The sequence below is a fragment of the Methanobrevibacter smithii ATCC 35061 genome (assembly GCF_000016525.1).
GTDB lineage: Archaea > Methanobacteriota > Methanobacteria > Methanobacteriales > Methanobacteriaceae > Methanocatella > Methanocatella smithii.
On record NC_009515.1, the window covers coordinates 16,892 to 41,164 of the forward strand.

The 24,273-nt window shown below is 30.0% G+C and carries 26 protein-coding genes; 8 read left to right on the forward strand and 18 right to left on the reverse strand.

Going from position 1 to position 24,273, the window contains the following annotated elements:
• Positions 1–282: 282 nt before the first annotated feature.
• The 3 genes from MSM_RS00115 to MSM_RS00125 all read right to left on the reverse strand — a co-directional run bounded on the left by MSM_RS00115 (position 283) and on the right by MSM_RS00125 (position 4,386).
• Positions 283–1,929 (reverse strand): AMP-binding protein, encoded by a 1,647-nt coding sequence (locus MSM_RS00115; protein ID WP_004033855.1) that lies wholly within the window; start codon positions 1,927–1,929, stop codon positions 283–285.
• Positions 1,930–1,952: 23 nt separating this feature from the next.
• Positions 1,953–2,534 (reverse strand): helix-turn-helix domain-containing protein, encoded by a 582-nt coding sequence (locus tag MSM_RS00120; protein WP_011953632.1) that lies wholly within the window; start codon positions 2,532–2,534, stop codon positions 1,953–1,955.
• A 214-nt stretch (positions 2,535–2,748) separates the two neighbouring features.
• On the reverse strand, positions 2,749–4,386 hold the full coding sequence (locus MSM_RS00125) for a glutamate synthase-related protein (protein ID WP_011953633.1): 1,638 nt from the start codon (positions 4,384–4,386) through the stop codon (positions 2,749–2,751).
• A 133-nt stretch (positions 4,387–4,519) separates the two neighbouring features.
• Here MSM_RS00125 and MSM_RS00130 point away from each other — a divergent pair, with 133 nt between their 5' ends.
• Complete coding sequence (locus MSM_RS00130; protein ID WP_004033860.1) at positions 4,520–5,122, forward strand: class I SAM-dependent methyltransferase; 603 nt, start codon at positions 4,520–4,522, stop codon at positions 5,120–5,122.
• A gap of 307 nt (positions 5,123–5,429) precedes the next feature.
• Here MSM_RS00130 and MSM_RS00135 read toward each other — a convergent pair whose 3' ends face one another.
• From MSM_RS00135 to MSM_RS00145, 3 genes are all read right to left on the reverse strand, one after another.
• Positions 5,430–6,089: an EF-hand domain-containing protein gene (locus MSM_RS00135; protein ID WP_011953634.1), complete on the reverse strand. Its 660-nt coding sequence runs from the start codon at positions 6,087–6,089 to the stop codon at positions 5,430–5,432.
• 154 nt (positions 6,090–6,243) lie between these two features.
• Positions 6,244–6,798, reverse strand: coding sequence for a manganese efflux pump MntP (locus MSM_RS00140; protein WP_011953635.1), 555 nt, complete (start codon positions 6,796–6,798; stop codon positions 6,244–6,246).
• A 101-nt stretch (positions 6,799–6,899) separates the two neighbouring features.
• Entirely contained in the window at positions 6,900–7,964 is a 1,065-nt protein-coding gene (locus MSM_RS00145) for an Ig-like domain-containing protein (RefSeq protein WP_011953636.1), read from the reverse strand.
• A gap of 368 nt (positions 7,965–8,332) precedes the next feature.
• On the opposite strand from MSM_RS00145, the gene MSM_RS00150 reads away from it, so the two are divergent.
• Positions 8,333–9,283, forward strand: coding sequence for a ketopantoate reductase family protein (locus MSM_RS00150; RefSeq protein ID WP_011953638.1), 951 nt, complete (start codon positions 8,333–8,335; stop codon positions 9,281–9,283).
• Here MSM_RS00150 and MSM_RS00155 read toward each other — a convergent pair.
• The 3 genes from MSM_RS00155 to MSM_RS00165 all read right to left on the reverse strand — a co-directional run bounded on the left by MSM_RS00155 (position 9,280) and on the right by MSM_RS00165 (position 11,127).
• Complete coding sequence (locus tag MSM_RS00155; protein WP_004035110.1) at positions 9,280–9,615, reverse strand: hypothetical protein; 336 nt, start codon at positions 9,613–9,615, stop codon at positions 9,280–9,282. The two genes, MSM_RS00150 and MSM_RS00155, sit on opposite strands and share 4 nt — an antisense overlap.
• Positions 9,616–9,627: 12 nt before the next feature.
• Positions 9,628–10,206 (reverse strand): hypothetical protein, encoded by a 579-nt coding sequence (locus tag MSM_RS00160; RefSeq protein ID WP_011953639.1) that lies wholly within the window; start codon positions 10,204–10,206, stop codon positions 9,628–9,630.
• Positions 10,207–10,422: 216 nt separating this feature from the next.
• Positions 10,423–11,127, reverse strand: coding sequence for a hypothetical protein (locus MSM_RS00165; protein ID WP_011953640.1), 705 nt, complete (start codon positions 11,125–11,127; stop codon positions 10,423–10,425).
• A 63-nt stretch (positions 11,128–11,190) separates the two neighbouring features.
• On the opposite strand from MSM_RS00165, the gene MSM_RS00170 reads away from it, so the two are divergent.
• The 4 genes from MSM_RS00170 (at position 11,191) to MSM_RS00185 (ending at position 13,858) form a co-directional block, all read left to right on the forward strand.
• The gene (locus MSM_RS00170; RefSeq protein WP_004035100.1) at positions 11,191–11,619 is read left to right on the forward strand and encodes an SseB family protein; all 429 of its coding nucleotides are present in this window, start codon (positions 11,191–11,193) and stop codon (positions 11,617–11,619) included.
• Positions 11,620–12,156: 537 nt separating this feature from the next.
• Positions 12,157–12,645 carry a hypothetical protein gene (locus tag MSM_RS00175; protein WP_004035098.1) on the forward strand — a complete coding sequence of 163 codons (489 nt, stop codon included), beginning with the start codon at positions 12,157–12,159 and terminating at the stop codon, positions 12,643–12,645.
• 495 nt (positions 12,646–13,140) lie between these two features.
• On the forward strand, positions 13,141–13,584 hold the full coding sequence (locus tag MSM_RS00180; RefSeq protein WP_004035097.1) for a hypothetical protein: 444 nt from the start codon (positions 13,141–13,143) through the stop codon (positions 13,582–13,584).
• A gap of 1 nt (position 13,585) precedes the next feature.
• Positions 13,586–13,858: a hypothetical protein gene (locus tag MSM_RS00185; RefSeq protein WP_011953641.1), complete on the forward strand. Its 273-nt coding sequence runs from the start codon at positions 13,586–13,588 to the stop codon at positions 13,856–13,858.
• Here MSM_RS00185 and MSM_RS00190 read toward each other — a convergent pair.
• On the reverse strand, positions 13,853–14,128 hold the full coding sequence (locus tag MSM_RS00190; RefSeq protein WP_011953642.1) for a hypothetical protein: 276 nt from the start codon (positions 14,126–14,128) through the stop codon (positions 13,853–13,855). The genes MSM_RS00185 and MSM_RS00190 overlap by 6 nt on opposite strands.
• A gap of 10 nt (positions 14,129–14,138) precedes the next feature.
• Entirely contained in the window at positions 14,139–14,318 is a 180-nt protein-coding gene (locus MSM_RS00195; protein ID WP_011953643.1) for a hypothetical protein, read from the reverse strand.
• An 82-nt stretch (positions 14,319–14,400) separates the two neighbouring features.
• Here MSM_RS00195 and MSM_RS00200 point away from each other — a divergent pair, with 82 nt between their 5' ends.
• On the forward strand, positions 14,401–15,186 hold the full coding sequence (locus MSM_RS00200) for a peptide-methionine (S)-S-oxide reductase (protein WP_011953644.1): 786 nt from the start codon (positions 14,401–14,403) through the stop codon (positions 15,184–15,186).
• Here MSM_RS00200 and MSM_RS00205 read toward each other — a convergent pair.
• The 3 genes from MSM_RS00205 to MSM_RS00215 form a co-directional block, all read right to left on the reverse strand.
• Positions 15,167–16,330: a MalY/PatB family protein gene (locus MSM_RS00205; RefSeq protein ID WP_011953645.1), complete on the reverse strand. Its 1,164-nt coding sequence runs from the start codon at positions 16,328–16,330 to the stop codon at positions 15,167–15,169. The genes MSM_RS00200 and MSM_RS00205 overlap by 20 nt on opposite strands.
• Positions 16,331–16,521: 191 nt before the next feature.
• The gene (locus tag MSM_RS00210) at positions 16,522–17,394 is read right to left on the reverse strand and encodes an Mrp/NBP35 family ATP-binding protein (RefSeq protein ID WP_011953646.1); all 873 of its coding nucleotides are present in this window, start codon (positions 17,392–17,394) and stop codon (positions 16,522–16,524) included.
• An 80-nt stretch (positions 17,395–17,474) separates the two neighbouring features.
• The gene (locus tag MSM_RS00215) at positions 17,475–18,809 is read right to left on the reverse strand and encodes an FAD-dependent oxidoreductase (protein ID WP_004033913.1); all 1,335 of its coding nucleotides are present in this window, start codon (positions 18,807–18,809) and stop codon (positions 17,475–17,477) included.
• 125 nt (positions 18,810–18,934) lie between these two features.
• Here MSM_RS00215 and MSM_RS00220 point away from each other — a divergent pair, with 125 nt between their 5' ends.
• On the forward strand, positions 18,935–19,561 hold the full coding sequence (locus MSM_RS00220; protein ID WP_004033915.1) for a chloramphenicol acetyltransferase: 627 nt from the start codon (positions 18,935–18,937) through the stop codon (positions 19,559–19,561).
• Here the strand turns inward: MSM_RS00220 and MSM_RS00225 are convergent.
• The 4 genes from MSM_RS00225 to MSM_RS00240 all read right to left on the reverse strand — a co-directional run bounded on the left by MSM_RS00225 (position 19,545) and on the right by MSM_RS00240 (position 24,221).
• A complete protein-coding gene (locus tag MSM_RS00225) occupies positions 19,545–19,874 on the reverse strand; it encodes a TIGR04076 family protein (RefSeq protein WP_004033917.1) in 330 nt (109 codons plus the stop codon). The genes MSM_RS00220 and MSM_RS00225 overlap by 17 nt on opposite strands.
• A gap of 29 nt (positions 19,875–19,903) precedes the next feature.
• Positions 19,904–20,584 (reverse strand): NADPH-dependent F420 reductase, encoded by a 681-nt coding sequence (gene npdG / locus MSM_RS00230; RefSeq protein ID WP_004033919.1) that lies wholly within the window; start codon positions 20,582–20,584, stop codon positions 19,904–19,906.
• 21 nt (positions 20,585–20,605) lie between these two features.
• Positions 20,606–21,154: a DUF2284 domain-containing protein gene (locus tag MSM_RS00235; RefSeq protein WP_004033921.1), complete on the reverse strand. Its 549-nt coding sequence runs from the start codon at positions 21,152–21,154 to the stop codon at positions 20,606–20,608.
• 73 nt (positions 21,155–21,227) lie between these two features.
• Entirely contained in the window at positions 21,228–24,221 is a 2,994-nt protein-coding gene (locus MSM_RS00240; RefSeq protein WP_048058591.1) for an Ig-like domain-containing protein, read from the reverse strand.
• Positions 24,222–24,273 lie beyond the last annotated feature (52 nt).

Genomic DNA, 24,273 nt, shown 5'->3' on the forward strand with positions numbered 1-24,273 from the left:
ATATTATTTCATATATGTATCTCTATTAAGTTTACTCTCCTGATATTTTAGGAGGTAATTATAAAATCAACATTATATTTTCACTGTTTTCCAATCAGAACTGTTTAGTGCATTTATACAATTAATTGAAACTATTAAACTAATAAAAAGTAAAGATATTAAAAGTTTCTTTGAAATCATATGATTTTAATTGTATTAACTTACCTATAATATTCTGTTAACACATGAAAAATCAATTCATTCATCGAAACTTAAGCAGTTTTTTTCTAATTTTTATATTTTTTAATTTTCACGTTTTTTAAGTAATTCCAGACCTATGTCTCCCAGTTTGTATTTTTGGATTTTTCCGCTTGTTGTCAATGGGAATTCATCAACAAAGAATACATGTTTTGGAACTTTATATCTGGCTATTTTACTTATTGCATAGTCCCTTACATCTTCTTCAGTTAAATCTGAGCCTTCTTCTTTTATTATGAACGCTCCTACGATTTCACCGTATTTTTCATCAGGTATTCCTGCTACCTGAACGTCCTGAACTCCGTCTATTGTATATATGAACTCTTCGATTTCACGTGGGTAGATGTTTTCTCCTCCACGGATAATCATATCTTTAATTCTTCCGACAATAGAATAGTATCCGTCTTCATCAATGGTAGCCAAGTCTCCGGAGTGTAAAAATCCGTCATCTTCAATGACTTCTTTTGTTTTTTCAGGATTTTTATAATATCCTTTCATTACATTAAATCCTCTGCAGACTATTTCTCCTTTTTTACCTACTTCAGTTATATCTTCACCAGTATCCGGATCTATAAGCTTAACTTCAACATTCGGGAAAGGAGTTCCTACAGTGTTTACTTTTTTCTCAAATGTATCTGCTGCATTTGTTTGTGTCATTCCAGGAGATGCTTCTGTTAGACCGTATACACTGGTGATTTCGGTCATGTTCATTTTGTCTATTACTTCTTTCATGGTTTCAACAGGACATGTTGATCCCGCCATGATTCCTGTTCTAAGTGATGACATGTCAAACATATCAAACATAGGATGTGTCAATTTTGCAATAAACATTGTCGGAACACCGTGAATTGCAGTACATTTTTCCTTTTGAATAGCTGAAAGAGCTAAAAGCGGATCAAATTCCTCAAGCATTACAATAGTTGAACCATGTGTGATTACTGCCATGACTCCTAAAACTGAACCGAAACAATGGAATAAAGGTACCTGAATACATAATCTGTCCTCTTCAGAGAAGTTCATATTTTCCCCGATGTAATATCCGTCATTTAAGATGTTTCTGCTGGTAAGCATTACTCCTTTTGGGAAACCTTCTGTACCGCTGGTATACTGCATGTTTACTACATCATTATTGTCAAATTCTTTTTTGATTTCTTTTAGGATTACATCATCCTGATTTTGACCTAACAATAATAATTCGTTAGTGTTATACATTCCCCTATGCTTGTCCTGACCTACATGAATAACATGTTTTAAACATGGAAATTTTTCTGAAGTTAACTTTCCTCTCTGACATGTTTTAAGTTCAGGCACCAAATCATAAATAATATCAATATAATTATTGTCTCTGAATCTGTCAGTTAATGCTAAAGCTTTCATATCTGACTGTTTAAGAATATACTCCAGTTCATGACTTTTATAAGCGGTATTTACAGTTACCAAAACAGCTCCTATTTTAGCTGTTGCAAACATGAAAGTCAACCATTCAGGAACATTTTTAGCCCATATTCCTACATGATCCCCTTTTCCAACACCAATAGATAATAATCCTTTAGCTAAATTATTAGCCCTTTCATTAAATTCGGAATATGTGAATCTCAAGTTTCTATCAGGATAAATTAAAAATTCATGGTCCGGAAGTCTTTCTACTTGTTTTTCAAAAAAATCTGCTAGTGTATCTTCACTGAATAACATTTTTTTAACTCCTGAAATTAAATTTAATCGACCGGTGTGTATATTACAGCTAAAATCTTTGCTGTTTCATCATTTGAACTGTGTACATGATGTGATACAATTGAATCATAGTAAATACTGTCACCAGTTTCTAAAACATAGTTATTTTGACCATAAATAACTTCAATTGTTCCTTCAAGAACATAAAGGAATTCTTCACCTTCGTGAGAGCTAAGTTCATGGCTTTCTTCAGCATCCACTTTAAAGTCAATGATAAATGGTTCCATGTTTCTGTCACTTTTTCCGGCAGCCAATGAGTAGAACTCCAGGTTACTGTTCTCGGTTTTGTTTTCATCACCTGAGAAGTATACTACTTTGTCACTTTTTCCTTTTCTAACTACTAATGGTCCTGTCTGTTCATCATCATCAATAAAAGTACCTATTCTAACGCCAAGTACTCTAGCTATTTTTGTTAAAGGAGTAAGAGATGGTATAATTTCCCCGTTTAATATTTTTTCAACTAATTCAATGTTAACATCACTGTCATTAGCTAGTTCGTCAAGTGATACATTTCTAACTTCCATTAAAGTTTTGATTTTTTCTCCAATTTTATTTTTATTAGGCATTTTTTCCACCTTAACTCTTTAATATAAAATAATATGTATTTTATCATTAATAAACGTGTTTTCAGATATTTAAAAATAAGAGAATATAGTAAAAATTATTAAAAAATAATATATAAACTGTGTAAAAAAAGAAAGCTCTGCGACATTTTAAGCAATGCAATTATCGCCAGACGTTTTTTAATAAACAGAAATGAGGTTTTTAAACTGATAACCTCTAAACATGTTTAATATTTGTATAATCAGATATTTCACTATTGAATGTAGCTAAATTTGAAACATTCAAATCATGAATATCACTGTGTCCTGTTATTCTTGCAAAAGTTTTAATTTCTTCAAGACTTGCATTAAGATAATTGGTTAATCTTTTTGCTCCAATATCTGTTTTTAATCTGGAACGCAGTTCTTTATCCTGTGTTGCAACTCCCACAGGACATTGCCCTTTATCACATAATCTGTACTGCTGACATGCCACTGCAATTAAACTGGCTGAAGCTATAGCTATTGCATCTGCTCCCATAGCTAATGCTTTTGCAAAGTCACTGGAAACTCTTAAACCACCAGTAATTACCAGATCAATATCCAAATCATGTTCATCCAGATATTTTCTGGCTCTGTGTAATGCAAATATTGTTGGAATACTTGTTGAATCCCTAACTAATAATGGGCTGGCTCCAGTAGCTCCCCCTCTTCCGTCAACTGTAATGAAATCAGGTTTGGCATAACTAATAAATTCCAAATCATTTTCAATATATCCTGCAGCTATTTTAATACCTATCGGACGGCCTTCAGATTTTAATCTTAATTCATCTACCAGATCTTTTAAATCTTTCTTAGAATTAATATTCGGGAATCTTGATGGGGATATTATGTCTTCACCTGCTTTTTTACCTCTTACTTTGGCTATTTCAGGCGTTACTTTATCACCAGGCAATAATCCACCCATTCCAGGTTTTGTTGCCTGACCTATTTTAATTTCAATTGCATCTGAAGTTTTTAAGTTTTCATCAGTTACTGAATACTTGTTCGGAACATATTCAAAAATGTATTTGTATGCCTCATTTTTAACTTCCGGCAGTATTCCTCCCTCTCCACTACACATTGCTGTTTTAGCCTTAAAGCTTCCTTTAGCCAAAGCAATTTTACTTTCCTTAGACAAGGCCCCGTAAGACATGTGGGATACATATACAGGATTTTCAATAACTAAAGGTTTTTCAGCATTTTTACCAATTACCGTAGTAGCTGACACTTCTGCATCTTCTTCTAAAGGCATAGGATTTAACTGGTTTCCTAAAATAAGAATATCATCCCAATCAGGCATTGGCAATTCTGTAGCCATTGGTGCTGTAATGGGTTTTCCGGAATCGCATAACTTATAAATGGTGTCCATATGTCTTACTGATTCATCATTTCTGATGTACTGTTTCGGAAATGAAATTAACCAATTGTTTTCATTTGTTTCAGCTGGTTCAAAGTTAGATATATCTGATCCGCAATCCGGACATTCTTTAAGGTCTTTTAATGGTATTTTTTCAGTTTTTTCATCATGAATATAATTACAAATCCTACACTGATATATTCTATATTCTGTTTTTTGGATTGCTTTGAATTTTGATAGCGGCGAACCGCATACCGGGCATTTTCCAAGTTTAACAAGTACCTGACCCTCTTTTTCTTCATCATAAACATAATGACAAACTTCACATTCATATGTCTTATAGGCCATATCTTTTTTCATTATTTCAAAATTAGAAACATCTGATTTGCAATCAGGACATTTTTCAAGTTCTTTAAAGGATTTGCCTTCTTTTTCTTCATCATGAATATAACCGCATATCTGGCACTGGTATTTCATTTTACCAACTCCACCATAATTAATATATTATATAACTTTAACAATAATATAAATATTTTTGTATAATATAATTAATTCAATGTTAAAAAAAGTAAAAGTTTATAACTGTTTAATTAAATAAATAAAACATACTATGAACAACAAATCTTTCTGGAACAGATATGCGTCAGTTTATGATAAAATTATAGGCAATAAAATAAACAATAACGAGATGTTTAATTTTATTTTAAAATACACAGGAAAAGATGACAGATTAATAGAGGCAGCCTGTGGAACTGGTGCTTTTACCTGTTTATTATCACCAAATTTAGGGGAAATAATTGCCTTTGACTATTCTGAAGAAATGGTTAAAAAAGCTAAAAACAAAACTAAAAACTTAAACAATGTTGAAGTTTCTGTTGGAGATTTAAATAATATAAATTATGAAGACAATTATTTTGATGTGGCGCTGGCTGCCAATGTGTTGCACTTATTGGATAAACCTGAAACAGCTATAAGTGAACTTACACGAGTTGTTAAGGATAATGGAATTTTAATACTTCCTACTTATGTAAAAGGAAATACTTTTCAGCGTCTGATGCTTAAAACATTAAAATTATTTATTTTTGAAAGTAATGAATGGTCCAAAAATGAATATTTGTGTTTTTTAAAAAATCATGATCTTGAAATTCTTGATTATGATGTGTTTAATGCAGGCCAGCCGTTATGTGTGGCCATTATCAAAAATTCCAAATAATTTTTTTCTACAATAGATTTTTTTAAAAACACATAATTTTATTTTAATCAAAATAACAATTGATTTAATTGGATACAATAGACTTTTTATTAAAATAATTAAAGCTTTCTTAAAAATTTAAAAAAATAATAAATGTATGAAATTAAAATTTGTCTTTGAAATAATTTCCAAGTTTTTCCGTGAACTCCTGCAATAGGAAATATAAATTCTGCAATCCTATTAATTGAACATAAAACAACAAAGATGCATTCAATAATGCAAATGCATCAATAATTGTTGTATAGCCGGCAGAACCAATTTTTTAAAACTAAATGAATCCAAATCTATCTGAAAATTCATCGTAAGATAAAAATCCGTCACGGTTTGAATCAAGACTTTCAAATTCAGAAATGATTACTTCTTCCGGAGAATAACCGTCCCAAAATGAATCCTCCATTATATATTCAGTTAATTCTTCAAATTCATCAATACTAAGTTTTCCGTCATGATTCGTATCCAGTTCATTAAAGGTATCAGAATAAGGATTTGTACCTAATCTGGCATAGAATTCCTCAGTGGTAAGTGTTGAATTTGGTGAATTTTTAACTATATCCTGAAGTTTCTTAATATCACTGTCTTCTTTACAGCTTGCTTTAAAAAGTTTATCACCTGCAGAGAAATAAAAAACATTAAAATCATCCGAAGATTTTGAATAGATAGCTAAAACATCACGGTGGTACAGAGTCATTTTAGTGAGGCTTGAATTTTTAATTGTATTTTGCTCATCAGGCAATGAGTTATCCTGAATCAGATCAATGCCAAATTTGTCGGTATGGTAACCTGTATTATCTGGAGTAAACTCCCCATTTGACGGAACATTAAATTTAACTCCTCCTAAAAAGATTTCTTTAGATGAATCAGCTGCAAAAACAGCTGAAACTGAAATTAAAAATATAACTGCAACCAGAATAGCATGTGTTTTTTTCATAATATCTCACCTTTATTGAGTATATATATCATTAAAGTAAATAAAAATTAGTATTTTTTAATTAAACTGATTTGTTTAATTAATTGATGCATTATTTAATTGAATTGAAAAGCAAGTATTGAAAATATAAAAGAAAAAATTAATTTAAGATATATTAATATCCTAGTAAAATTTTAATGCCTATTAAAATCAGGACAGCACCACCAAGAATTTCAAATTTGTCTCCGAAATAATTTCCAAGTTTTTTTCCAATGAAAATACCGGAAATACTGAATATAAATGCTACAATTCCTATTATTGTACATGGAAGCAACAGGGACATATTCAGTAATGCAAATGTAATTCCAACAGCAAATGCATCAATACTTGTTGCAACAGCCAGCAAAGTCAATTCCTTAAAGCTAAAAGTATCCATAATATATTCATCATCACTGTCTAAGCTTTCACGAATCATGTTTAATCCGATAGCCAAAAGCAGGAAAAATGCAATCCATGGAGCTACAGTTGATACAAATGAACTGATTGTTGTACCGCAAATGTATCCTATTACAGGCATTATAAACTGGAAAAAACCAAAAAATAGTCCATAATATAAAATCTGTGATTTTGTCAGGTTTTTTTGTGTGAATCCCTTTGTCAGGGAAACACTAAATGCATCCATTGCCAGAGCAATAGCTATTATGATGATTGAAATTAAAGATGTATCCATATTATTCTCCGATTAAAATACTCTCTTCAATATACAGTTTTATTTCTGATAGATTAATATAGATTATTAATTTAAAAAAAATAAAGAAAATAAGTAAATACTTATTTTCTTTTTACAATAACAACAGCAACAATTATAATCAATGCTATTGCCAATATAGCTATTGGAAGGCCTGTAGAAGCATCAATTCCAATATCATTTAAGTTTTCATCAGTATTGTTTTCAATAGCTGGCGGTTCTACTGCTTTTTTACCTACACTTAAAGGCACCTGTGTTGAATTAGCCAAATAATTGTCATCACCACTGTAATTAACATTAACGATATATGATCCTTTCGCTAAATCAGGAACAGTGACAGTAGTTTTTCCGTCAATCAACTGATTAGTATAACTTTTATCATAAACAGTAACCTTTACAGAACCGGTAGCACCAGCAGGTAAAATAACATGAACAACTGCATTTTCACCTTCTTTTACATCCTTAGCAGAAACGGAAATCGGCGCATTATGTTTTCCCACACTAAAACTTGAAGTGTTTGTACCTGGCAGATAGTTTTCATCTCCGTCATAACTGGCTAAAACATCATAAGAACCACTAGCCAAATTATCTATCTTAAAAGTAGTTAATCCTTTATCAATAGGAGCGGAATATGTTTTGCCGTCAACAGTTATAGTTACACTTCCAGTTGCATCTTCATTAACCCGTACAGTTATCTTTTCGCTGTCTCCCATAGCAATATTGTTTGCATTAACAATAATTGTAGAGTTTGCCTTGGTTTTTTCATTAGCTTTAACAGGAACAGATGCAGAAGCCCCAGGTTTTTCTACATTAAAACTGGAGGTGTTTGTACCTGGCAGATAGTTTTCATCTCCGTCATAACTGGCTAAAACATCATAAGAACCACTAGCCAAATTATCTATCTTAAAAGTAGCTATTCCCTTGTCAATAGGGGCGGAATAATTTTTGCCGTCAACAGTTATGTTAATAACTCCAGTTGCGTCTTCATTAACATGTACAGTTATCTTTTCAATATCTCCTACAGTAATATTACTTGCATTAACAATAATTGTAGAATCAGCTTTTATGCTATCATCTACAGCAACTATTGTTGGAATAATCAATAAGAGCAAAATGAATAGTAAAATAATATATTTTATTTTGTTCATTTTTTAACCTCCACTAATAAATAGTGATTAAAAGATATTATGTTTATTATAATATTAAAAATTTACTTAAAAAACAGAAAAAGGGTAAAAAATTATTCACGTTTTTTTAATGAAATCAGTATGTTTAAAGTCATAACAATAGAATAAGTGCTTTTAAATCAAATTCTTCATAAGTAAAAACCTGTTTACAGATAATTTCAGCCAAATCATTATAATTTTTAACGGTCCATATAAAATTATTCATGAAAAATTACACTTGAAAAAAATATATTGTAGACATACGTTTCAACTGTAAAAATTTATTGTATACAAAATTATTTTATAAAATCAAAAACAAAATATCACTAACAACAAAAGGAAATAATAAAATGAATATTTTAATTAACGGATCAGGTGCAGTAGGATTAGGATTAGGTGCATCTATGCTTTCACAAAAAGCAGATGTGTCATTTTATGCAACAGGAAAAACAGCTGCTGCAATCAAAGAAAACGGACTTGAAAGGACAGGATTATTCCAGCATTACTCTTTTACACCAGATGAATATCAAGTATATGAGGATTATAAAGATATTCCTGAAAAAACTTTTGATTATGTATTTATATGTAGTAAAACAGTAGCTAATGATGATATAAGCAGAAAATTAGCCGAAAATAAAGAAATATTAAAGGACAACTGTAAAATAATCATATTCCAAAACGGATTTGCCAATGATGAGCCTTTTTTAAGATACTTTTCCGAAGATGAAGTATACTGTGCAAGAGTAATTACCGGGTTTTCACGGCCTCAAAGACATATCAGTGAAATAACTGTATACACAGAACCTATACTTTTGGGATCACTTCAAAATGCAGATCCTGAGTGCCTGGAAAAAATAGCTCAAATGATTAGTGCATCAGGAATCAAATGTGAAACAACCACAGAAATCGACAAATATTTATGGGCTAAAATGCTTTATAACTGTGCTCTAAATCCATTGGGAGTAATTCTTAACTGTACATATGGTAAATTAACTGAAAATGAATACTCCAAAAATATTATGGACAGCATTATAGATGAGATATTTGCAGTTATCAAAAAAAGCGAATATTCCACATTATGGGATTCAGCGGACGAATACCGAAAACTGTTCTACTCAAAATTAGTTCCGGATACCTATAACCATTACTCCTCTACATATCAGGACATTCAAAAGAAAATAAAAACTGAAATTGATACATTAAATGGAACTGTTATCAGATTAGGTGAAAAGTACGGTGTTGATGTAAGTACAAATAAAATTATTTATAACCTAATTAAATCAATAGAATCAGAATTTTAAGGTTTATTAGTTATTTTTTCTAATAAACTAATAATCCTGTTATTCTGTTCGATGAGAATATCCATTTTCCTTGTTTGTGCTGCAAGCAAATGTCCGTTAACATTATCCAGTCTTGCAACACTGTTTTTATCATATATTTTATATAATTCTTCAGCTATTCTTAAATCCCTTGCATAATCTCCAGTTTTATATTGTCCTCTTTTTTTATGTTTGCCTATATTTGATGTGGGTTTTTTTGAAGAATTCAAATCAAAAAGTCTTGATCCGCAGTCAATACAATAATTGCTGTTATTATCTCCATATTTACTGCCGCATTTTGGACATTCTTTCATTTAATCACCTTTTCAATATCTCCAGAATATAAAATAATTATTTCTTTCTTTACTTGGTGCCGGAGCATAATATGAATATTCCTTTACCATTTCCTTTTCATAGTCCTGTTTTGCTTCATTTAATATTCCGTAAAATGTAGCTGTGTCATAGGAAGAATCAGGAGTGTTGATTATGATTTCTTCCATTTCATCAGTCATTTCTCCGCTGCCCCATGATATACAGTATATCGAATCTCCTGATGAAAAATAAGCATGGGACACATTATGTTTTGCAAAGTTATTATACTCATGGAAGTATGCCACATCATGTGAACCTATAGTCAGGTTTTTGCCTTTGAAATTATACCAGCACCCGTAACTGCTTGGAAGATAATCATCAACACATAATATACCAAATGTGTTCAGGTCATTATAATGATAATTAGTACGGGCAGTATTGATTTCTCCGCCCTGATATTTTGGAGGAATTTTAAAATCTACATCATTTACCTTTACAGTTTTCCAATTGGAACTGTCAACTGCATTAACACAACCAACAGATATAATTAAAGCAATTAAAAGTAATGATAAGAAAAGCTTTTTTGAAAACATACTAATCTATTTGTACTAACTAGTATATAACATTTTATTAACAAACATTTTAAAATCGATTATAAAAGTTTATATATCTAAAAAATAAAAATAATATATGTTCGTATTTTAATATATCTTATTTTTTTACGAATACGAACAATGGTGATGGTTAAAAATGAGTATTCGCTATTACTCCTTTAGTGGTGTTTAGGAGGATGAATACTCATTATATATTTAAATTAATTCATCTAATTTTTTACCGTATTCTTCAATCAGCAAATAATCATTAGCTACAACATCCAATAACTGAATCTTATAATCCTTAAATAGCTTTTCATCATCAAGAATCTTTTTTTTATTGTAAGGATAACTATTTTTAATATTATAAATTTCCTGATTGATCTGACTGATTGATTTTATAAAAACATCATCATCCTCAAAAATTGTTTTGCCTTCAGGAATCAAAATAGCCAGAGACCTCATGGAAGTTAAATCATAAGTTTCAAAAGCTTCCACAATTTCTTCAAACAAATCTTTTTCATAAATACTTTGAACAGGATTGAAAGAAGGATGCAATTTATAAATTAAATCCAAATAAAGACTATTCAAACTATCCAAATCATCTTCAGACAACTCAAAATGAGTATCCTTTCGCTCAATAGCCAGATCCAGTTCACCCATATATTTTTCCAACATGCCAACTGATTCTTCAAATTCATTATCAAGCATTTCATCAATTTTAGATAAATCCTCCCCCTGATTAAACAGCTCAATATATCTTTTAATCATTTCCAATTCAATATCCAAATTATATGCTTCACATTCAAGAAAACCAAAACTGAGCAGATACATATCTTCAATTTTTGGACATATATGAAACCTTAATTTATCATATTCAAAAATTAATTCAGCTAATTTTTCCTTTAAACTAATTGACATTGTTAAAACCTTAATTCTATATATATGAATTAAACATATTTATAGATATATAGGTGATTTTAAATGGAAATAAAAGAAAATAACCTTAAAGAATTAATCGAAAAATACATGAGCATTGAAGAAACAGAAGAAAACCATGAAGAATTGCATCAATTGGGACATGAAATTGACCATGTAATCTTTGACAATAATTTTTATCTTGTAACACATAATGACGGTGAAGAAAAAGAAATCGTTTCATTAATAGTAGGGGAAGATGACGAATACTTCATACCATTATATACCGATGATGAAGAAGTAAAAGAAGCAATTGAAATATTTAAAAAAGAAGACAGTGATGCTATTTTTGAAACAGAAATCGTAGCATCTACAGACATATTAGAAACCTATTTGGATGATGACACTTTCCTTGGAATAGCTATTAACCCTCCAAAATATGATTTTGTAATATTTAGCCAAAACGTTATCGAAGATCACCAGGACTGCTGCTGAATTTATATGAAATAACTTTTCAATGAAAAAAGAGCAGATAATCTTTTTTCAATTTTGTTATTTTTAAACACCCTATTCAACAGCAAAACCATTACCTTTAACTATTAAAAATTATTTTGAAACCAAATACTTCCATTATTTGAACTCTTTTTAGCTAATTAACATTAAAATAAGAACTTTTTTTAGCAACACACTTAAATTATAACTAATTTTACGGTTTAACACTCTAAAAATTCTTTAACAAAATTTCTTATTTATTGAAATATCCGACAGTTTTCATAATTAAAATAAATGAAACATTACACAATTAAAAACCAAACTATTGTAAAATTATTAATTAATCCAATCTATTCAACACATTAAATATATATTTTGAATCATGATTTTAATATAATTAATCAAATCTTTAATTAAACATTATTCAGAAAAATAAAAAAGTAATCCGACCACATTTAATCTACTATCAGATATATGTTTTCCATAGCAAAATAATGGCTAAAAAACATTTATAAACAAAAATATTATAAAACAAATAATATGGAATCAAAATATACTCATAAATTTATTATTTATAATAAAAAAAGAATCAAAAATAATTATAAAGGATTAATAGAAAAATTAGCCAATTTTGACAAAGAAGCTATACCTAAAGATTTTTTAGAAAATCTAAATGATTCATCAGAAATATTTCTTAAAAAAAGACAGAAATTTTATCTTAAAAATCCAGATAAAATGTGCACAATCGATGAAATTCTACCATATAATGAAGAAATTAATGTTGAAACAAACAAAGTATTATCATTTATAAACAAATATCAAGAATTTGACAGTTTAATCGTTGGAATTGATTATTTCAATGGTGAAGAAGAATACATTGAAAAATATTTTTCACATGAAGATTCCTGGTATTTTGGAGGTCCCTCACGAAATTTTTACATTAAACTCGCATTCAGATATTATTATGGACTATGGGGAACTGAATTAGACATCTTTTTAAAGAATATTGGTTTAGAACATTTAATTTAGGGAATTTCAAGTAATGACAATAACATACTCCATATCATTACAAATGAATTGTTCGACGCATAAGAACTTCAAATGACAATTTAACATTATTAAAAAAGCATTAAATAACAAAACACAGGAAAATATTATTTTCTAATCAGATATTAACTTTATTTTGAATAGTTTCGTTTGAAATATTCAACTTATTTAGTAATTTATTGAAAAATATGGATCCATAAATTATCTTTAAAATTAAAATATTCATACTTCCATATGACCAATTTGCACAAAATCATTGGGCAACTTTGCACTAAATCATATGACCAATTTGCACAAAATCATTGGGCAACTTTGCACTAAACATGCAACTAATTTAATAAAACTTTATGAATTGAACATGATAATCTGAAATATCCGAAACATTTAGTTAAAAATGTAATTAATTGCAACACCTAAACTAATTATATATAATTTAAAAATGAAATAATAAATTAATTATACTTTGGAGAAAGTTATATGAAAACTAAAGATTTAGAAACTTATAAAAAAGATGGAACTAAAGCTTCTAAAAGTCAAATAAAAGAATTTATAAAGTTATATGCCAAAATAGCTAAAAAACTTAAAACTGAAAATTCAATAGAACTTAACTCTGTTAAAGAAAATATCAGAAAAACATACTCTGAAGAGGTTTATTTAACTTTGATTGATGAAGAAAAAGACTTTGTAAAATTCAATATCAGCCAGGGTTCCAAAGAATATATCATTCCAATATTTACAGACATCAGCGAATATAAAGAAGGCAAAGAAAAAATATCAACCTTATTTTTAGACAAACTAACATGTAAAGTTTTATCTGCAGAAGATATTGAAAAATTAGCTGGCGATGATGAAAATTTCAGAGGTTTGGTGATTAATCCCCATTCACAAAACTTTATGATGGACCGCAACGGTGGTTTTTAATATGGAATATATCTGTCCTGTTTTAGGTGAAGGTGACGAAAGAGATTTTATAGCTATTGGCCAAGCAGAAAACTTCAAAATAGCAGTATTTACTAACTTAGATATGTATCATGAAGGTTGTAAATATTTGGGAGTAACTGGCTATGAACCAATTAAAGTTTCTGATGAATTATTCAAAGACCTTGCTAAAAAAGATGATGAATTCACAGGCATTATTGTAAATATTCACAATGAAAAAAAGATTATAAATAAAGAAGAACTGGAAAGATTATGATTCATCCTCTTTCTCAACTTCTTCATCATCAACAATTGAAAAATTATTATAATATCTATACCTGTATGCCATTTTAAATCCTTCATCCACTTCTCTTTTTGGCCTTAATTTACGCCTTTTAGTAGCAGAAATTTCTTTTTTAGGATTTTGGTGTGCTTTAACTAAATTCTTATTTTCCCTTACAAACTGCTGTTGTCTGGTTCTTACACGATTATATTTATACACACCTTTTCTTAATAAACGTCTTCTAGTTGTTAAAAATCTAATCACAAAATCACATCTACTGTCTTGAAGCAGATTTATCTAAAGTAGCCTGAATTTCATCAATTCTCTCAACAACCACTTTAATAGCTTGTTCACCTTGACGAGTAGGGTTAATACCTTGCTCTACTAATAATGCATCCCTAATATCTCTTAACCTATCAATTGAGTCAATTTTCATAATTGTACTATAAAACATTGTTGTCCTCCGATTTATTATTAACTATATTACATTTTTATTTAGAATAATTTATAAATTTTATCATATCAAAAATAAGTTTATGAAATACAACATCAAAACAATCTATGTTGCCGGAGGATGTTTTTGGGAAATCGAAGCATATATTTCAAGATTAAAAGGAGTCATACAAACAGAAGTGGGATATGCAAACGGCATAACCCATGACCCCACATATGAACAGGTAGCTTCAGATAAAACAAAACATGCTGAATGCGTAAAAGTAAACTACAATACTTTTGAAACAAGCTTGGAGGAAATCATTAAAGAATTTTTAAAAATAATACAACCGAGTGAATCAACACATCACAGATTAGGAATCTACTGGCATGACCCCAAAGATGCAAAAAGCATCTTAAGACTGGTAAATAAAAATCCCTCTATTGAAGCCCATGAACTGAAGGGATTTTACCTGGCTGAAAATAAATATCAGAAATACCTGGAAAAACATCCTGAAATAAACTCAAACATTAAAATAAATATGAATCAAAGTGATAATTTAACTCTGCTTTCATATCAGGTAACAAAACTGGCTATGAATGAAGAAGCATTCAGCGGAAAATATGCTGATTTTGATGAAGAGGGAACATATGTAGACATTACAAACAATGAAGAGCTTTTTTCATCAAAAGATAAAATAAAAAACGATTCAGGATATGCGTGCTTTACAAAACCCATCAACCCTGATGCAATTACAAGTTTACGTGATTTCTCATACGGAATGGTCAGATTGGAAATCAGAGCTCAAAAAAGCGGAATACATTTAGGTTATAAAAAAAGAGATTACTATGAAATAAATTCTGCTGCACTTAAATTTGTTTATAAATAGCTACTCCTTTTTTAATAGCTTTTAAACCCTTTTCAAGTAACTGTCTTGGACAGGCAATATTTAATCTTAAAAATTCATCACTGTTTTTACCAAAATCAACACCTGCAGATAATAAAACCCCTGTTTTTTCATTTAAAAACTTGATGAATTCCTCTGAAGATATATCCAAATCAGAACAGTCAAGCCATAATAAATAAGTAGCATCTGCATCAGTTAACTTAATTTCAGGAATTTCCTTTTTTATAAAATCAGCTGCAAATTTCTTGTTGTCATATAAATACTGCCTCAGTTCATCAAGCCATGGTCTGCCGTTATTATATGCTGCTATTGCGGCATTTATAGCAAAAATATTGGCTCTGCTGACCCATTCAACATCAAGAGCGTTGAAAACATCTTCCTTCAATTTATCTCCCACAATATAAACCGCAGCAGTATTTAATCCCGCTATATTAAATGATTTGGTAGGAGAAATTGTTGTAATGGAATCATGGTTGCTTATACCTGCAAATGGAATGTATTTTTTATCGGGATCAGTTAAATCACAATGAATCTCGTCAGATATTATAGTTACATCATATTTGGCACATAAATCAGCTATTTTTTTCAGTTCTGTTCTGGACCATATTTTACCAATGGGATTATGGGGATTGCACAGCATCATCAAAGTTACATCTGCTTCAGCTAATTTTTCTTCCAAATCCTCAAAATCAATTTCATACTTTCCATTTCTGTACATCAGCTGATTTTCCACAACTTCCCTGTTATTGTCTTCAATTACATGGAAAAATACATGATAAACCGGTGTTTGGATTAATATTTTATCATTTTCATCAGTTAATTTACGGATAATGGTAGCTATTGCAGGCATTACTCCATTGGCAAATTTCAGATAATCTTTATCCATTTCCAATCCGTAATCTTTCCACCAGTCAGCATATGCATCATACCATTCATCAGGAATTACAGCATATCCGTAGAGACTTTCATCAGCTTTTTTTATAATTTCATCAGATATTTCCGGAGCAACCTTAAAATCCATGTCAGCTACCCACATAGGGAGTTCAGTGTCAAATAAATCCCATTTTAAGCAGTTAGTGTTTTTACGGTTAATAATGCTGTCAAAATCATATTTCATGTAAATCATTTTTAATTTCTTTTATAACTTTTGCCTGATGCCAACAGCCAACTAAATTGACTTTAAAAAGTTTGTCTAAATTATCAGCAGAATTATATTTTTATTGCATTATTCATTAGAGCTTCAATTTCAGCATAATCTATTTTCATTTAAATATTATATTGAATATTTATAAAAAAAGTAGTTTAAAAAGAAGAGAATCAATCTTCTTTTTTAAAGAAATCATCTTGAATTTCATTAACTATTTCAGTAAACCTTTTGGTTACATCAGATTTAGGTTCAATTGTAACCATTACTCCACCTTTATTAGGTGAGCTGGATACTTTTTCAGTTAATGGCAAATCTCCAAGATAAGTAATTTCCATTTCATCAGCAAAATCTTTTCCATCACCTTTACCGAAGATATGGAGTTTTTCATTACAATGAGGACATTCATAGTAAGCCATATTTTCAACTAAACCTATGTTTTCCACATTTAACATTTCAACCATTTTTACACATTTTAAAACATCTTCCTGAGACACTACATTAGGAGTAGTTACCATAACTACTGCATCAATATCTGGAATTGTCTGTAAAACTGTTAACGGTTCATCACCTGTGCCAGGCGGGTTATCAATAATAAGAACATCAAGAGGACCCCATGCTACATCAGCTATTAACTGTTTGATACTGCCTGTTTTTTGTGGGCCTCTCCAAATAATAGGTGTGTCAATACTATCTAACATAAATGCCATTGACATTACTTTAAGACCGCTTGGTGCTTCAACAGGCATCATATGACGTTCTTCGTTAATCATGATGTCCTGATCTTCCACACCTAACATTTTTGGTATGTTCGGACCGTGAATATCTGCATCCAATATCCCTGTAGTAAATCCTTCTTTTTGGAAAGCTTCTGCAATATTTGCAGCTACTGTTGATTTTCCAACTCCTCCTTTACCACTCATAACAGCAATTTTATATTTGATTTGTCCTAAGTTTCTTGAGAGGTTGAGTTGTTGTTCAATCATTTGTTTTTGTTGTTCAGGAGTCATTTCTCCTCCATGACCATGATGTCCATGTTCTGGCATAATATCACTCTCTAAAATTTATTTTTATCAATATAATATATTATAGTAACTAAAAGTATTTAAAAGTTTACAAATAAATGTTAGTTAAATTTCTTACTGACTTCTTCTACAGCAAGTACTAATGGATCGGTAACCATAGATACTGGAGGTGCATAAGCAAATTCAACATTACTTAATTCAAAGCAGCTTAAACCTTGGGTAATAGCTAAAGTCATTGTATCAATCCTTTCAGCTACCCTTTCCTCAGCAATTATTTGACAACCAATAATTCTACCATTACAGTCACAGATAATCTTAATATCCATAGGTTTGGCATTAGGATAATAACGGGCTCTTGTAAGTGCTTCCACCTTTTCAACAATAGGTTTGATATTGTTCTGTTGAGCAAAACTGGAAGTCAAACCAACAGCACCAAACTCTAATTTACCTACTTTAGAAACCATAGCATTCAATACTGGATTGAAATTAGATTTTTTACCAGTTATTGTACGTGCTAATGTTTTAGATTCACGAACCGCAGTAGTACCTAAATGACTGATAGTATTGGCCTGAAGAATTAAATCCTGAGATTCAACACAGTCCCCAAGAGCATAAACATCTTCAACAGAAGTTTCCATTTTTTCATTAACTAAAATAGCCCATCTTCCGATATCACAGCCAGCCATTTTAGCTAATTCCAATTCAGGCCTTACACCAGTAGCTAAAATAACCATATCTGCATCAATACAGCTTCCGTCACCGAAATATGCTTTTTTAACTTTTCCATCTTCTCCTTCCAATTTAGTAATAGGTTCACCAAGCATTACATGAATATTTTCCATTTTCAAATATCCGGTTAAAATATCAGCCATATCACTATCAAGAGATCTTGGAACAATTTGAGGCATCATTTCACTTAAAGTAACATTTAAACCTAATTCTTTAAGAGCAAAAACAATTTCAATACCAATTAATCCGGCACCAGTTACAACAGCACTTTTAGAAGTTTTAGCCCATTGCTGAACTTTCCTACCGTCCTCAATGTTTCTTATTTGGAAAACACCCTCTAAATCCACACCTTCCATAGGAGGTACAAATGGGTTTCCCCCAGTAGCTAAAACCAATTTATCATAATCAATAGTTTTTTCACCATCTGCATTTTCATAAGTGACAGTTTTTTTACTGCTGTCAACTGCAGTTACTTCAGATTTTATTAAAACATCAATATTGACTTCTTTATAATCTTCAGGTGTTTTCATAATAATATCATCAAAAGAAGAAATCTTTCCAGACAATACATAAGGAATAGCACATGGAGAATATGCCACATTTTCATCACGAGTTATAACAGTAATTTCCGCATCTTTATCTAAACGCCTAATATTTGAAGCAGTAGACATTCCGCCTGCTCCCCCACCAACAATAACAACTTTCATCGTTAAAACAACCTTTTTTTAAACAAATTAACAAAATATTTATGAATTTAACATTAATATTTATTAAAATATAAGTATAAAAAAGTAACTATCAAAAAAAGTTCAATTTAAAAGGTGAAATAAATATGAAAGAAATTGATTTTAATTTAAATGAAAATCCTTTTATTAATTTCCAGTCATCAAGATATTCAATGACTGCCAGAATCAACGTTGAAAAAATGTGGAAATATTCAAAAGAAAATAACTATTCATTTTTTGTATTGTCTTTAGGGTGTTTAATGGAAGCTGTAAACTCCATACCTCAGCTTAAAAGAAGAATAGTTAACGATAAAGTAATTGAACATGATTATTTAGATGGAGTCTGCCCAATAATGGATGAAAACAATGAAATCTATAAAGAAATGAGAGTAAAACCACCTGAAACATTTAATGACTTTGAAAACTGGCATAATTATGTTAAAAAAACATCAGCTGATGTGTTATCCAGCAAAATAGATGAATTCAATGTTAAAATGGAAAAACGAGACTGTGAAAATATAGCTAATTACTCCTGTATCCCATGGGTTGATTTTGAATCAATAACAAGTGGAATATTAACTGGAAATCAAATACAGCCATTAATAACCTGGGGAAAAGTAAATAAAAACTATGAAATGAGTGTAGCTATTACTGTAAGCCATATTTTTGTTAATGGCAGAGAATTAGGATTATTTTACAAAAAAGCACAGGAAAACTTTAATCATCTGAAGTAGATTCAATATCAGTAGTTTCCAATTTAAATATAACTGGCCTTAACCCATCATTACAACTGACAATAGCTATACCTGGTTTTTTAATCCAATCCCCATAATAAAATAAATTATCAACACCGTGAGACAATGCAAATACATACTGATATATTGCTTTCCATGCTTCATCACAAAAGCCTTCAGGCTTTGCCCAATCCCCATAATAAACTTCACCTTCATTTAGAATCGGACATACTCCCAAATCATCAATACCATATTCTTTAGCCAAATCCTCTTGGAATGTTGTTTTTAAAACTGTTATTTTTACTTTTTTCATTGTAATTCAAAAAAAATAAGGTAAAGATTTTATTCAAAATCAATACCAGTTATTCTAAATCCACCATAATGAGATTTGAATTTAATGTTCATACCAATTAGCAATGGGGTAATAGATTCAATTAAATGAGCTTTATTTAAAGGCCCAATATCAATAGATCTTAAACCAGGTATTTTTTCAATAATATCACTAGCTATCTCTTTAGCTTCCTTATCATCACCACAAATCAAACAGTCACATTCAATTGGGTCTGGAATATTTGCCAAATGAGAGTTACTAATATTATTAAATGCTGCAACGACTTTAACATCTGCATCTTTTAAGATTTTTGCCGCCCTTTCTGCTGCTGAACCCGGATTTATATGTAAAGGATTACTTACCGGTCCGCCAATAGCTGTTTCCAATGGTACAGTTGCATCTAAAAGTACTTTTCCTTTTGCATTTTCTTTAATAGTCTTTAAAGTTGCACTTTGAGCCTGTAAAGGTACAGTTAAAATTAACACATCAGCTGCAGCTGCTGCATCTTCATTAGCCATACCAACTAACTCTTTAGGATTGTGCTCTTTAATTTCCTCATTAGCTTCACCAACAACAGTTAAAGCTTTTTCTTCTTTACGAGATCCCACAATTACATCTTCACCTGCAATAGCTAAACGTTTTGCAATTCCAAGACCTTGAGGTCCTGTTCCACCAATTATACCAATTTTCATTTTTTTATCCTCCAAGGAAAGTTATTTTTTGTCATAGAGTAAACCACCGACAAAAATCATATATTCAGGTAATTTCCCATCTTTTGCATAGATGATTTTATAACCAAAAGTATCTTCAATTGTTCTGTCAACATCCCCACCAAGTGATTCAATAGAATATCTTAACTTAAATGGCATCTTACAAGGCATACCAATTGTTTTAGTGCATTTCATACATAAATTACAGTGCCCAATAAATAAACCTAAAGAATCTTCACTTTCCAATGCATATATGTCATTCATTAATTTGACTTTCATTCGCTCAAGTCTTTTTATAATAAAATTCAATTCATTAGGGGTATATGTTCTGTCTAACTCCTCTTGTGAAAAATCAAATTTAAAAGCAATTATTTTAAGTTTATTATATGAATTCCAGATTTCATCAGGGTCAAAATCAAAAGGAGGGCAACCCCAATTGTTGTCATACTGATCACATTCTTTACAGATTTCTAAAAATTTTTCTATGTCAACATATTTATCATAATATTCAGACACGTTAACATCTGCTGTGAGTTTACTTATGTTAACCATAATATTATTTAAATAAAACAGTATAATAAAAGTTTCTAAAAAAAGAAAAAGATAAGAGATTAGTTAAAATCTCTTAAGCAATTGTTATAGTTCTTCCAACTTGGTATTCGTTCCAGATAGATGTGATAATATATTTACCTGGATTTAATCTAATTAGTAAGTTAGCCATACCATTTTCATCAGTTGTTCTGTTGTAGAATACACCGTTTACATTAAATGTTATGTTTTGATTAGCTAATGGTTTACCTTGACCATCTAAAGTTTTTGCAGTGAAATTGCTGCCGTCTTGGAATTTCATGTCTAAATCTTTTGTAATTAAAGTTGGCAATACAGTAACATTATTTCCAACTGCATATTTACCATACATAGTTGTAATGATATAATCACCAGGATATAAATTAATATTTAATGTAGCAGTACCATTAATAACCTCTTTAGTGTAGAATACACCATTAATATTGAAGGTTACATTTGTACCATTAGCTGGTGTTCCATCACCATTTAATACTTTAACAACAAATTGTGATTCATTTTTGTAGTATTTTACTAAGTTTTCAGTTATTACAGTTGATAATACAGTAACATTAAATCCTAATTCTTCACCTGTTACAGAATTGAATGCAGTTAAAACATATTTTCCAGGGTTTAACCAAATACGTAATGTAGCAGTACCATTAGTAATATTTGCTTTATAGAATACACCATTAATATTGAATTTAACAGTAGTATTATCTTTTAATGCTGTACCATTGCTGTCAGTGAATTTTGCAACAAAATGAGTATCATTACGATAGAATTTAACAATATCATTAGCTAATATAGTTGGAGTTACAATTATGCTAGATTCTACAGTAGTATTTTCATAAGTAGCAGTTACTTTGTAAGATCCTGATACTAAATTAATATCCATAGATGCAACACCAGTTCCATTAGTAAGTTTTGTATAATTTCTGCCATTAATATTAAATGTAATATTAGCATTTGCTATAGGATTATGACTTGAATCAGTCAAAATAGCAATAAGTTTATCAGCACTGCCATAAATTTTAACAAGTTCTGGAACATCAATTAAGAATTTAGGACCATTATTTGCTACAATAGTTTTATTATTAGCCTGAACAGTTTTATCTCCTAAACCAACATTTGAAACTAAAGAATTATAAGTTACAGATCCTGCACCAGTAGTATTAACTGTGTATTCACCAGTAGTTTTAACAGTACAGTTAGTTACAGTTGCATTACCATAAGCAATTTTAACACCGGTAGTTTCAGCAATGATAGAGTCACCGCATTTGCTTGCATTACCTATATTATTACCATTAGTGATAATATCATTTTTATTTAGGGTTACAGTACTTGCACTAGATGCAACACCTGTAGTAAAGTTACCAACAAGAGTTATTTCGTTTCCAATTAAAGTTTCATTATTTCCACTTACATAAATACCATAAATGTAACTGGAGTTACCTACAACATTATTGTTGTTGTATGTAATGTTATTGGCCTTGTCACCCCAATTACTTGAGTAAATACCATATGCAACAACTGGAGATTCAACAAACACTTCATTGTCTTTTAAAATACCATTTGAATTGTCATATATTTGAATACCATCAGCATAATAGTTATCAGAATCAGAGTAAAAAGCATTTGATGCTATTGTAAAGTTTTTACCACTAATAGTAATACCGTAAACATAGGTATGACCTTTGGTACTTATATTGTTGTTTTCTATAATTGCATTATTTCCACCTTCAATGTATAAATTATGAATAGTATCATGAGCTCCACTAGCATTGTTATATTCAATAGCAATATTGTTTGAAGCTATATTTAAATTAGCAGATCCTTCAACATAAATACCTGCAGACATTACAGTAGCAGCCCAAGTAGGAGGCATATAATTTACAGGAACTGAAGGGATTTCAGCAAAAATATAATTATTTAAAATATTCACATTATCAGAATCAATTATTCTAATAATATTATTAATGCCATTGCCATTAGTTTTACCGGAATAAACAATAGTGTTGTTGTTAATAGTTAAATTAACTGCATTTTCAGCATTAATTACAAAACTGTTTTTATCAAAAGCACTATTAACTGAAAATATGTTGGCATTTATATTTGCATTAGCTCCTCTTACATCAATTGCTGATTCAACACCACTAGTGTTAGTTAAAACAATGGCAAAATTAGAAACAGAAATATTATCTGCTTTAATTACAAGAGAAATATCCTTTAAAATAGCTTTTTCACCAATTAAATTGATTTTTTTATCAATAGTAAGGGTACTTAAATTAAGTCCACTGAAATTACCTGCAAATATTAAATCAGAAAAGGTAATATCATTATTTAAAACACCATCTTTCCCAAAGTAAGTGAAAAAGGTATCATTTGTAACAGTGTTACCAGTTACAGTGAAAGTAGTGTTAATAGTTTTATTAGCATATTTTTTATCACCAAAGTAAACTACAGTAGCATTAGTATTTCCTGTAGCTAAATTTGGTATAGCAATAGTAGTTTTACCACTAACAAGTTTTCCATTGTAAGTTTTATTGCCAATAGTTATATTTACATCACCAGTTGCATCTTCAGGTAAAGTTATAACTGCAGAAACATTATTTCCATAGAATACAGCAGGTGCATCTATAGTCATGTTATACACAGAAATTTTATTTACATTAAATACAAATGGGGTGGAATTAGTTCCATTATAACTTGCAATTACACTATGTTTACCAATTTCTAAGTTTGTAAAAATTACACTTGCACTACCATTAGCAATAACTCCAGATTGATTGATTTTATTATCTAAACTGAATTTAATATTACCAGTAGTAGTATTTGGAATTATTTTAGCTTCGACAGTTGCATTTTCACCATAAGTAATATCTTTAGCTGTAACATCTATAGATATATCATTAGTTGCTTCACTTACAACTGCATTATCATCATAAGATGATAATACACTAACATCATCAGTTGTGTTATCAGCAGCAGAAACTGCTGAAAGTGAAAGAGCAACTATAGCAACAAGAAGAAAAACAAGTATCTTTTTATTCATAATTAATCTCTCCATTATATATAAGAATATTCTTAGCATCCATATTATGCCA